At 73.4% G+C, this 12062-nt stretch carries 7 protein-coding genes; 2 read left to right on the forward strand and 5 right to left on the reverse strand.

Annotation, left to right across the window (positions count from 1 at the left end; all coding sequences use genetic code 11):
* Positions 1-10: 10 nt before the first annotated feature.
* A complete protein-coding gene (locus tag ACKUU6_RS13375) occupies positions 11-649 on the reverse strand; it encodes a SurA N-terminal domain-containing protein (protein WP_407988735.1) in 639 nt (212 codons plus the stop codon).
* Positions 650-866: 217 nt separating this feature from the next.
* Between ACKUU6_RS13375 and ACKUU6_RS13380 the strand changes: the two genes are divergently transcribed.
* Positions 867-2024, forward strand: a complete 1158-nt coding sequence (locus ACKUU6_RS13380; RefSeq protein WP_407988736.1) for an ALF repeat-containing protein — start codon at positions 867-869, stop codon at positions 2022-2024.
* A gap of 61 nt (positions 2025-2085) precedes the next feature.
* On the opposite strand, the gene mfd is transcribed toward ACKUU6_RS13380, so the two are convergent.
* A complete protein-coding gene (mfd, locus tag ACKUU6_RS13385) occupies positions 2086-5700 on the reverse strand; it encodes a transcription-repair coupling factor (protein ID WP_407988737.1) in 3615 nt (1204 codons plus the stop codon).
* Positions 5701-6218: 518 nt separating this feature from the next.
* Between mfd and ACKUU6_RS13390 the strand changes: the two genes are divergently transcribed.
* A complete protein-coding gene (locus tag ACKUU6_RS13390) occupies positions 6219-7532 on the forward strand; it encodes a nucleotide sugar dehydrogenase (protein ID WP_407988738.1) in 1314 nt (437 codons plus the stop codon).
* A gap of 21 nt (positions 7533-7553) precedes the next feature.
* Here the strand turns inward: ACKUU6_RS13390 and ACKUU6_RS13395 are convergent, their stop codons facing one another.
* The 3 genes from ACKUU6_RS13395 to ACKUU6_RS13405 form a co-directional block, all read right to left on the reverse strand.
* On the reverse strand, positions 7554-8750 hold the full coding sequence (locus tag ACKUU6_RS13395; RefSeq protein WP_407988739.1) for a hypothetical protein: 1197 nt from the start codon (positions 8748-8750) through the stop codon (positions 7554-7556).
* Positions 8751-8936: 186 nt separating this feature from the next.
* Positions 8937-10997 carry an SUKH-4 family immunity protein gene (locus ACKUU6_RS13400; RefSeq protein WP_408649630.1) on the reverse strand — a complete coding sequence of 687 codons (2061 nt, stop codon included), beginning with the start codon at positions 10995-10997 and terminating at the stop codon, positions 8937-8939.
* The gene (locus tag ACKUU6_RS13405) at positions 10991-12031 is read right to left on the reverse strand and encodes an SMI1/KNR4 family protein (protein ID WP_407988741.1); all 1041 of its coding nucleotides are present in this window, start codon (positions 12029-12031) and stop codon (positions 10991-10993) included. The genes ACKUU6_RS13400 and ACKUU6_RS13405 overlap by 7 nt, the downstream gene beginning before the upstream one ends.
* Positions 12032-12062 lie beyond the last annotated feature (31 nt).

A 12062-nucleotide genomic window follows, 5' to 3' on the forward strand; every position in this document is an offset into this window, starting at 1 on the left:
CCGGCCGGGGTCAGGCGGTGGCCGTGGGCTGCCGGAGCCAGTCGGAGACCGTGTTGGTGAGGCCGATCTGCTTGACGTCCCAGCGGCCGTAGCGCGGGTTGACCTCGATCCGCAGCTTGGCCCCGGCGTCGGTGAGCGCGGCCCGGACCACGGCGTCGCCCTCGGCGGTGCGGGCGTCCTTGCCCTGGGCGGCGGCGAGCTTCTGGATGCCCAACTGCTGGCGGTAGAAGGCGGCGACGTCAGCGGCCGGGACGCTCTGCTTGAACAGCAGCTCGCGCTGGAGCTCGGCGGTGCCGCCGAGCAGCTTGGCCTCGCTCTCCCTGGCCTCGTCGATCTCCCCGTCGGTGACCGTCAGTTGGCGGTCCGCCAGGGCCTTGGCCACCACCTGGTTGAGCACCAGCTCGGCGACCGTGCGCCGGACCAGCCCGGCCCGCTCGGTGGTCCGCTCGCCGCCCGACTCGGCGGCGACGGCGTCCCGAAGGCCGGTCACCCGGGACTCCACGGCCGCGATGGAGATCTGCTCACCGCCGACCACGGCCGCCGACCCCTGATGGGGTGCCCCACTGCCACAGGCGGCCAGGGCGGCCCCGGCGAGCAGGACGCCGACGGTGGTGCGGCCGTGGCGGAGCGCGGTGCGGGTGCGGATCACGTGGGGCTCCCGGGAGTTGTGGGGTGCGCGTGGTTCTCCTGACGGTGCTCAGTCTCCAAGCTCGGGGGCGTTTGGCCAAGGGTGTCGACGCGGGCCAAAAGGCTTCTTTCCCTGGCTTTCCGGACATCGGTAACCCGTTGTCGGCCCGAACCGTTGGCGAACTATCATTCGATCCTCTGATCGTTTTGTGCAGGTGGGGGTTCGTCCAGTGAAGAAGTTGTCCCGTGTTTCGGCCGTCCTGACGGCGGTGGCTCTCGCCCCGGCGATCCTGTTCCCGGCCAGCGCCTCCGCCACCGACACCTCGACCGACACCGCCGGACCGGCCGGGATCTCCGCGCCCGACCAGGCTGACGAAGACAACCGGGTCGCGATCCTGCGGATCATCGCCGACAAGAACACCGGCCGGGGCCTGATGGAGGCCGCCCAGACGGCCATGAACGGCACCCCGGAGGATCGGGTCCAGTTCCTGAAGGTCGGGCAGTTCAAGGCACGGGAGGACGACGACCGCGTCCGCCTCATGCAGATCCTGTCCAAGGGCGGCCCTGCGGTGCGGGAGGCCGCCAACACCGCGATGAGCGGCACGATCGAGGATGTCCGGGCGTTCCTCACCGTCGGCCTGAAGATCGCCCAGGACGACGACCGGGTGCACGCCGCCCAGCTGATGAGCGTCGGCGGCCCCGCCGTCAGGGATGCCGCCAACGCGGCCTTCAACGGCACCTACGACGACATCGCCGTCTTCCTCAACTCCGGTTGGGAGAAGGCCAAGAGCGCCGACCGGGTGCACACCAGCCAGCTCGCCGAGACCGGCGGCCCGGCCGTCAGGGCGGCCGCTCTCGCGGCGCTCGACGGCACCTACGCGGATGTCGCCGCGTTCCTGAACACCGGCTGGGCCAAGGCCAAGAGCGCCGACCGGGTGCACACCAGCCAGCTCGCCGAGACCGGCGGCCCGGCCGTCAGGGCGGCCGCTCTCGCGGCGCTCGACGGCACCTACGCGGATGTCGCCGCGTTCCTGAACACCGGCTGGGCCGAGGCCGAGGCCAAGGACAAGGCGGACGCCAAGGCCGCTGCGGAGAAGGCGGTCGAGGAGCAGGCGGCCAAGGACAAGGCCGTTGCCGAGCAGGCCGCGAAGGACAAGGCCGCTGCCGAGCAGACGGCCAGGGACAAGGCGAACGGCACCGTCACCCAGGCCGGTCTGACCAGCATCACGTCGACCACCACCACGTCCACCACCACGGCTTCGACCACCGCGACCGAGCTGGCCGCGACCGGTGGCGGCACCGACCTCCCGTGGCAGATCGGCGGCGGCGCGGCCGCCGTCGGCCTCGGCGCGGCCCTGCTGGTGGCCTCGCGCCGCCGCTCGGGCACCGAGGTCTGATCACGGACGACGGAGGGGCGGGCCGACCGGCCCGCCCCTCCGTCGTCCGGCAGTGCGCCGGTTACCTCTTCGCACCCGCCAGATCGTCGAACATCGTGGTCAGGAACTCCCGGCACCAGTCCAGCAGTTCACGCCCGACCAGCGGCTTGCCCCCGATCCGTCCGGTGGACGGCCGGGGCACCAGCAGCTGCTGGGCGGTGGCCTTGACCTGGCTGCGCGGGTAGAGCCGGTTCAGCCGCAGCTGCTGCGACTCGCGCAGCTCCACCGGCCCGAACCGGACGTTGGCCCCGGCCAGCGTGATGTCGCCGATCCCGCAGCGCCGCGCGTACAGCCGCAGGGCCGCGACCAGCAGCAGGTTCTCCACCGCCTCGGGCAGCTTGCCGTAACGGTCCGTCAGCTCGTCCCGGACCTGGACGATGTCGTCCTCGGAGTTGACCGCCGCGATCGAGCGGTACGCCTGGAGGCGCAGCCGCTCGCCAGGGGCGTAGTCGTGCGGCACGTGGGCGTCCACCGGCAGCTCGATCTTCACCTCCAGCGGCTCCTCCTCCGGCTCCGCACCGCCGCCGGCCAACGAGTCGCGGAACTCCGCCACCGCCTCACCGACCATCCGCATGTAGAGGTCGAAGCCGACGCCCGCGATGTGCCCGGACTGCTCGCCGCCGAGCAGGTTGCCCGCGCCGCGGATCTCCAGGTCCTTCATCGCCACGTACATGCCCGCGCCCATCTCGGTGTGCTGGGCGATGGTGGCCAGCCGCTCGTGCGCGGTCTCGGTGAGCGGCTTCTCCGGCGGGTACAGCATGTAGGCGTAGCCGCGCTCCCGACCACGGCCCACCCGGCCTCGCAGCTGGTGCAGTTGGGAGAGTCCGAAGGTGTCGCCGCGCTCCACGATCAGGGTGTTGGCGTTCGAGATGTCGATGCCCGACTCCACGATGGTGGTGGAGACCAGCACGTCGAACTCCTTCTCCCAGAAGTCGACCACCACCTTCTCGAGCTGGTTCTCGCCCATCTGCCCGTGCGCGGTGGCGATCCGGGCCTCCGGCACCAGTTCCTTCAGCCGGGCGGCCGCCTTGTCGATCGACTCGACCCGGTTGTGGATGTAGAAAACCTGGCCCTCGCGCAGGAGTTCACGCCGGATCGCGGCCGAGATCTGCTTCTCGTCGTACGGGCCGACGAAGGTCAGCACCGGGTGCCGCTCCTCCGGCGGGGTGGTGATGGTGGACATCTCCCGGATGCCGGTGACCGCCATCTCCAGGGTGCGCGGGATCGGGGTGGCGGACATGGTCAGCACGTCCACGTTGGCGCGGAGCTTCTTCAGCTGCTCCTTGTGCTCGACACCGAACCGCTGCTCCTCGTCCACGATCACCAGCCCGAGATCCTTGAACCTCGTCTCGCTGGAGAACAGCCGGTGGGTGCCGATCACGACGTCCACCGAGCCCTCGAAGAGCCCTTCGAGCACGGCCTTGGCCTCGGAGTCGCTCTGGAACCGGGACAGCGCCTTCACGTTCACCGGGAAGTTGGCGTACCGCTCGGCGAAGGTCGAGAAGTGCTGCTGCACCAGCAGCGTGGTCGGCACCAGGACGGCCACCTGCTTGCCGTCCTGCACCGCCTTGAACGCCGCCCGGACCGCGATCTCGGTCTTGCCGTAACCGACGTCGCCGCAGATCAGCCGGTCCATCGGGACCGACTTCTCCATGTCGGACTTGACCTCGGCGATGGTGGTCAGCTGGTCGGGCGTCTCCGCGTACGGGAAGGCGTCCTCCAGCTCGCGCTGCCAGGGGGTGTCCGGGCCGAAGGTGTGGCCGGGCGCGGCCATCCGGGCCGAGTAGAGCCTGATGAGGTCGGCGGCGATCTCCTTGACCGCCTTCTTGGCCCGCTGCTTGGTCTTCGCCCAGTCCGCCCCGCCGAGCCGGTGCAGGGTCGGGGCCTCGCCGCCGACGTACTTGGTCACCTGGTCGAGCTGGTCGGTCGGCACGAACAGCCGGTCGCCGGGGTGGCCGCGCTTCGCGGGCGCGTACTCCAGCACCAGGTACTCGCGGGTGGCGCCCTGCACGGTGCGCTGCACCATCTCCACGTACCGGCCGACGCCGTGCGCCTCGTGGACGACGTAGTCGCCGGCCGCCAGGGCCAGCGGGTCGATCGCGTTCCGGCGCCTGGACGGCATCCGGCGCATGTCCTTGGTGGAGGACTTCTGGCCCGACAGGTCGGTCTCGGTGATCACGGTCAGCTTGAGCTGCTCGTCCACGAAGCCGTGCTCGATCGAGCCGCAGGAGACGTACACGACGTCCCGGGTCGGGGCCTCGGCCAGGTCGGCGACCAGCCGGGCCGGGATGCCCTCGCCGCTCAGCACCTCGGCGAGCCGGGAGGCCGGGCCGTGGCCCTCGGTCACCATGACGACCCGCCAGTCGGCGTTCAGCCGCTCCTTGGCGTCCGCGATGGCGCGGGCGGTGTCGCCCCGGTACGCCTCGACGGCGTGCATGCCCAGGGTGAGGGTGTTGGCGTCGAACTCGAGGATCTCCGTGACGGTCGAGTCACTGGTGGCGAACGGGCTGACCGACCACCAGGGCAGTCCGACCTCGGCCGCGTGCTCCCGGACGTCGGCGAGCGACCAGAGCGACGCCGCCGAGACGTCGATCATCTCGATGTCGATCGGCCGGTCGCCACCGCTCGCGGCCGCGACCCAGGAGGCGTGCAGGAACTCCTGGCTGGTCGCCACCAGATCGGCCGCCCGGGTGCGGACCCGCTCGGGGTCGCAGACCACCGCGACCGAGCCGGTCGGCAGCACGTCGAGCAGCAGCTCCATCTCGTCCACCAGCACGGGCGCCAGTGACTCCATGCCCTCGACGGCGATGCCCTGGGCGATCTTGTCCAGGATCTCGGCCAGTTCGGGGTGACGCTGCGCCAGCTCGGCGGCCCGGGCCCGTACGTCGTCGGTGAGCAGCAGCTCCCGGCAGGGGGGCGCCCAGAGGCCGTGCTCGGCGATCTCCAGCGAGCGCTGGTCGGCGATCTTGAAGAACCGGATCTCCTCGACGTCGTCGCCCCAGAACTCCACCCGCAGCGGGTGCTCCTCGGTCGGCGGGAAGACGTCCAGGATGCCGCCGCGGACGGCGAACTCGCCGCGCTTCTCGACCAGTTCGACCCGGGAGTACGCGGCGGCCGCGAGCCTGCGGGCCACCTGCTCCAGGTCGTGCTGCTCGCCCCGCTGCAGGGCCACCGGCTCCAGCTCGGCCAGCCCCTTCACCTGCGGCTGCAGCACCGAGCGGACCGGCGCCACGATCACCTGGACCGGGCCCGCCGCCGGATCGTCGGCCCGGGGGTGAACGATTCGCCGCAGCACCGCGAGTCGGCGGCCGACGGTGTCCGAGCGCGGCGACAGCCGCTCGTGCGGCAGCGTCTCCCACGCCGGGAACTCCGCCACCGCGTCCGGCGGCAGCAGCGAGCGCAGGCTCGCCGCCAGGTCCTCGGCCTCCCGGCCGGTGGCGGTCACCGCGAGCACCGGGCGGCCCCGCTCCCCCGCCTTCCCGGCCAGCGAACGGGCCAGCGCGGCGATCGCGAACGGGCGGGCGGCGGGCGGCCCCACCAGGTCGAGGTGCTGCCGCTGCCCGGCGGCCGCGGCCTCGATCGCCTCGGCGAGGGCGGCGTCCCGTACGACGACATCGAGCAGTCCGGACAGGCTCATACTTCTCGGCTCCACGGCTGGAGTGCCCAGGCGCCGGAGCGACCGGCCGGGCAACGCGAACGGCCCGGAACGCGGAGCGCCCCGGGGGTCTCCAGCCTACGCCGCGGGATGCGCTCCGGGCATCTGACACCAGGGGGCTCGGAGCCGCCGCCGGAGCTCACCGCGTGCCCGACAGATCACGAGCTCGACATATGGCCGTCACTGCCCGTCCATGGTGGTCGCGCAGGATGGTGTGCGTGCCCGCCGCACCCAACCGTGGGGGATGGCTGTGGTGGCGCGGACGCACCCCGATGGGGGTCGGAGTGCGTGGCCGGGCGGCCCTGGGTGGGGGCGCCCGCGCCCATTCGCGGGAGCCGTGGTGTCCTCTGTCGAGGGCGCCACGGCCCTCGGCTTTTCCGGGGACTGCACCGTTCCCGCCACTTTGCCCGAAGGCCCACGCGGCCCGGCCGGGCTCCGTACTCTCTCGTGTGAAGGCGGTGTGGGGACACCGTGAATCGCGATGGAGGGGGTACTTCGTCATGCGCGTCGTCATCGCAGGCCAGGGGTACGTGGGGCTGCCACTGGCGGTCCGGGCCGCCGAGGTCGGGCACCAGGTGGTCGGGTACGACGTGGACGAGCGGCGGATCAAGCGGCTGGCCCTCGGCGAGTCGTACGTCGAGGACATCCCGGCGGAGCGGCTGCGGCCGCTGCTGGAGAACGGCAGCTACCAGCCGACCGCCGATCCGGCCGAGGTGGCGGGCTTCGACGTCGCGGTGATCACCGTGCCGACGCCGCTGCGGGACGGGGTGCCGGACCTCTCGTACATCGAGTCCTCGGCCCGGCTGCTCGCCCGGCACCTCCGCCCGGGGGCCACCGTGGTCCTGGAGTCCACCACCTACCCGGGCACCACCGAGGAGCTGCTCGCTCCGCTGCTGGAGCAGGGCTCCGGCCTGACGGCCGGACAGGACTTCCACCTCGGCTACAGCCCGGAGCGGATCGACCCGGGCAACCCGATCTGGAAGCTGGAGAACACCCCCAAGGTGGTCTCCGGCACCTCGCCGGCCGGGCTGGCGGCCGTGGACGGCTTCTACGCCCAGCTGGTCGAGCGCACCGTGCCGGTCTCCTCCTGCAAGGAGGCCGAGCTGACCAAGCTGCTGGAGAACACCTTCCGGCACGTCAACATCGCCCTGGTGAACGAGCTGGCGATGTTCGCGCACGACCTCGGCATCGACGTCTGGGAGGCGATCGACGCCGCCTCCACCAAACCCTTCGGCTACCTGCGCTTCACCCCGGGCCCGGGCGTGGGCGGGCACTGCCTGCCGATCGACCCCTCCTACCTGTCCTGGCGGGTCGAGCGGGCGCTCGGGCAGTCGTTCCGGTTCGTCGAGCTGGCCAACGACGTGAACAGCCACATGCCCGACTACGTGGTGCGCCGGCTGGCCGAGGCGCTGAACGACCGTCAGCGGTCGGTCAACGGCTCGCGGGTGCTGCTGCTCGGCCTGGCGTACAAGAAGAACACCGGCGACGCCCGGGAGACCCCGGCGGCCCGGGTGGCCGAGCTGCTGGTCCGGATGGGCGCCCAGGTGTGTGCCGCCGACCCGCACGTGGTCGTCGGCGTGCACGTGCCCGACCCGGTGGTTCCCGGCCAGCGAGCCGCCGAACCGGACAGCCACGGCGACCCGTTCGCCGCCGTCCGCCGGGTCGAGGCCACCCCCGAGGAGCTGGCCGCCGCCGACGCCGTGGTGCTGCTCGCCGACCACGACGACTTCGACTACGAGGCCGTCACCGCGCACGCCCGCTACGTCCTGGACTGCCGCCGCCGACTCACCGGCGCCTCGGTCGAGGTGCTCTGAGCGGGCGCCGGTGAACGGCCGTCAGCCCCGGCGGATCACTTCGCTCGGGTACTCGTTGCCGTCGTCCACGATCACGATCTTGGGGATCACCCGGGTCGCCGCGTCGCCAGGAGCGGCAGGGGCAGCAGCGGGGGCGGCCGGCGGGGCCGGGGGCTTCGCCGGGACGGCCGGGACCACCGGCAGGACCGTGGTGGGCGTGTCCTGGGGTGCTTCCTTGGGGGCTGCGTCCTTGGGTTCGTCCTTGGGTTCGTCCTTGGGTTCGTCCTTGGGGGCTGCGTCCTCGACCTCGGCCTTGGCCGCTGCCTCGGCCGGAGCCGCGGCGGGCACCGACTTCTCGATCTGACCGACCGCCGCACCGGTCAGGGCGGCCAGGGTCTGCTTGATGTGGTCGAGGTGCTGCTGCACCTGCTCCAGCTCGGCGGCGAACTCGGTCTGCTCGCGCTCGATCGTCGAGTGGATCTTCTCCGCCTCGCGCCGGGCCGCCGCGATCAGCTTCTCGGCCTCGGCGTTCGCCTTCGCGTCGGACTGCTTGACCTGGGCGAGCACCGAGTCGCGGTACTGCTCGGCCTCCTTGAGGCGGCGCTCGGCGGTCGCGGAGATCTTGGCGTCCTCCGCGTCGGCCTTGGCCTCGGCGGCGGCGAAGGTCTCGTCGGCCCGGCGGCGCAGCTCGGCCAGCTTGTCCTCGGCCAGTTCCTCCGCCTCGGCCGCCGCGACCCTGGTCTTGGCCGCTTCGGCGGTGGCGGTGTCCCGGATCGCCCTGGCCTCCCGGTCGGCGTCCGCGCGCAGCTGCGCCGCCTCGGCCCTGGTCCGCTCCTCAGTCCGGCGGGCGGCCTGGTCGGCGTCGTTGCGGGTGGTGGCGGCGTACTTCTCCGCTGCTGCGGCGGCGGCCTGCCCGGCCTCGTACGCGTCGTCCCTGGCGTCCTCGGCAGCCCGCTGGGCGAGCTCTCGGACGGCCTGTGCCTCGGCCTGGGCGATGCCCATCAGCTTGGCGGCCTGTTCGCTGAGCACCCCGTAGTCCGGAGCGGGCGCGTCGGCCGCGGCCTGGGTGACCTCGGCGAGCCGCTTCTCCATCTCGCGGACACCCGAACCGAGGATGCCGAGCTGCTCCCACGCGCGGTCCCGCTCGGCGGTGAGTGCGGCCAGGGTCTGATCGACCTGCTCGGGCGCGTAGCCCCGCCGGGCAGCGGTGAAGCCGTGCGGGGAGACTGCGTCGCTCATGGGCTCTTCCCTCGTGCTCGCGGGCTGCGGAGCCCCGGTGACGGACGTGACGGAGGACCGCCGGTACGACGTTCCTCTTGACCTATTTTGCGCAGACGTCATCGAAACCCAAACAAGGCAGAGCCGGAGTGCGGCCAACGGACTCGGCTTCACTCCGGGTCCGCGTGACCGAGCTCACGCCGACGGTCAGAACAGCCCGTCCCAGAACTGCTCCAGCAGCACCGACCACCAGGTCTCCGGCGACTGCAGCGCGGCCGGGTCGACGGCCAGCAGCTGGGCCTGGAAGTCGGTGGTCCACCGGCCCGCCTGATCAGGCGTGAGCCCGTAGCGCAGACGCCACATCCGGCCGAGCAGGGCGAGCGAGCGGACGAACTCCGGGACGCCGGTGTTGACGAAGCGCGGGCCCTCGCCGCCGTTCTCCAGGTCGACCGCCACCACGGCGGCCGTGCCGTACTGGACGCAGAGCTGGCGGCCGTAGTCATTGCCCAGCACCAGGTAGCCACCGAAGTCGGGACCGGCCGGCAGGCCGCGCTCGGCGGCCAGCTCGGCCAGCGTCGGGATCGGGCGGCCCTCCTGGGCCTGGGCCCAGAAGAACGGCGCGAAGTCACGCGGCAGGCCGGCCCACATCAGGGTCTGCGCGACCGGCTCGGGCACCCCCTGCCGGGAGACCGCGCGCTGCTCGAAGCGGAACACGGCCGGCCCGAAGACCTGGCCCAGCTCGGCGGCCAGCTGCTGCGGCGCGGCCGGTGGCAGCGGTACCGCCGCACCGGCCGGCGCACCGGGCTGCGGCAGCGGCGCACGGACCGGCCGGGGGCGCCGCGGCGCGGCCGCGAGCTGGTGCAGCTGGTCCACGTGGTCGAGCAGCACCGCCATCCCGGCCTGCCTGGCCTGCTGGTCCCGGCCGTACGGGGCGGTGTGGCTGAGCCGGACGTTCGGCCAGGCGGCCCGGACCATCCGCAGGCAGTAGCCGCCGGGCAGGTCGCAGCACTCCAGGTCGGTGTGCAATTCGAGCACCTGGTCCGGCGGGACGTTGAGCCGGCGCAGCTCCTGGAGCGCCTTCCACTCCGGGTGCGGGGTGCCGGGCTCGCTGCGCTGGATCAGGGTCTGCTCGGAGCCGTCCGGGCCCCGGTAGCGGACCACCGCGCTGCTGCCCGGGCCGATCGACGGTACGCCGGGGTTCACCGGCAGCACGACCGGCGGGGGCATCGGCGCCGGGGGCGAGGCCGGGGCGGGGGCGCCCAGCGAGGCGGCGTCCGGGTAGCCGTAACCGACCGGCGGCGCCCCGGGGACCGGCACGGAGCCGGGTACGGGCGTCGCGCCCGGGGAGCGCAGCTCGGCGGGCGGGGGCGGCGGCGGAGCGCTCGGGGCGCGGCCTGCGCCGGGCGGGGTGGGCGGCGGGGTCGCCGGGCCGCGCAGCTCCACGGGCGGCGGGGGCGGCGGCGCGGCCGGGTGCCCCGGCGGCGGCACGGCCACCCCGCGCGGCGGGCCGACCGGCGGCGGGAACGGCGCGCCGGGCAGGCCGTCGGCCGCCAGCAGGGTGGGCGCGTACGGGGCACCGGGCGGGGCGGGCGGCGTCGGCGCGGCCCCGTACGGTGGCGGTGTCCCGGGCGGCTGCATCCCCGGCGGCGGAGCCAGCATGGTCGGAGCGTCACCCGCCGGACGGCCGGAGGCCGGGGGCGTGGTGAACACGGCGGGCGGAACCGACGGACCATCGGCCGGGGCCGGGGCCGGGGCCGGGTTCGGATTCGGGACCGGGGTCTGGACCGTGGCCGAGCTACCGGACGCGTCGGGCTCCGGCAGGACGCCCTTGGTCAGGGTCGGTCCGTCCGACGCCCCCGGCTCGCCGAGCCGGGCGTGCTCGGCCGCGATCGCCGCCTCGCCCGCGTCCTTCAGCCACTGCGGCGGGCTGAGCAGGAAGGAGGTGGCCTCCACCGCGCCCTGCACGGGCTTGGCGGCCCCGGCGGGGTTGGGCTCGGTCGGGCTGCCGTAGGCGGCCTCGTAGCGGCTGACCACCTCGTTGACCGGCAACGCGGGCCAGAGGGTGCTGGCCCCGCTGTCCCGGGCGATCACCAGCCGGGGTCCGGGCGCCGAACCGGGGTCGGCCGACGGGGCGTCCGTCCGCGGCTCCGCCCAGCAGACGAAACCCAGGTCGAACTCCCGGACCCGGACCTCGCGTTGCTGCGAGCGCGGCACCCCGGCGTTGATCCAGTCCTCGGCCAGCTCCTGCGCCTGCGCGTACGTCACCACGCCCGCTGCACCCCTTCCCCGTTCACCGGGACACTCACCGGGACGGCGCGGACGAAGCCGCCGTCCACCATCATCGCCGCCACCGTCTCCAACTCCTGTGGGCTGCCCGCCAGTCGGAGCAGGAACTGGTCGAAGTCCGCCCCGCACGGCAGCAGCAGCCTGGCCGCCCGCTGCTCGGGGGTCTCCGCCGGGTCGCCCGCGTCCCGGGCGTCGTCGTACAGGCAGAACCAGACCGAACCGGTGTCCTCCCCGCGCACCTTGACCGCCAGCAGACCGCCCTGCACGTACGCGATGCCCAGGTAGTCCTTGGTGAGGTGGTCGCGCAGGCACTTGTTGGCGTACACCAGGTCGTGGACGCCGTACTCCTCACTGAGCGTCAGGAACGGCTGGTCCAGCAGCAGCCCGAGCTCGGTGTCCAGCGCCACGCCGACCGGGGCCCGGCCGCCCGCGAGTTTGAGGAAGTCCCGGTAGGCGGGCGGCAGGGGGTGGCCGAGCCGCTGTTCGGCGCGCTGCACCAGGTCCTCGGTGACGGCCAGCGGGTCGCCGCCGTCCAGCGCGAGCGGGAAGTGTGCGGGGCGGTGGTCCTGTAGCGGCCTGGTGCCCCGGCGGCCGTGGTCGGCACCGGAGCGGGCCAGTCCGCCGTGGTGCCGCAGCAGGGCCTTGACCTCGACCGGGACCAGCTCCATCCGTCGCCAGCCGGGCTCGGCCCGGCCGCTGACGTGGTGCCAGGTCCAGCCGGGCGGGGTGGCCACGGCGGTGTCCTGGTCGGCCCAGAGCTCGTGCCCCTGGGTGTAGAGCGCGGCGTTCGCCGACACGTAGTCGGTCAGCCGGAGCTCGTCCACCCCGAAGCCGTCCGGCGGATCGGCCACCTCGGCCACCGCCACGGCGTACGGGCCGAAGTCCGGCAGCCCTGCCTCGTCCACCCGCACACCGGCCGGGTACTTCCCCGCCCGCACCGGATCGGGAAACTGCACCACCTGCCCCGCGTACGCCCCGTTGGGCGCGGCGGCAGTACCGGGCCGACCTGTCGTCATCTGGGTGCCCCCACTGGCTGCTGCGACGATT

It is taken from the genome of Kitasatospora sp. CMC57 (assembly GCF_045866025.2).
Taxonomy (GTDB): domain Bacteria; phylum Actinomycetota; class Actinomycetes; order Streptomycetales; family Streptomycetaceae; genus Kitasatospora.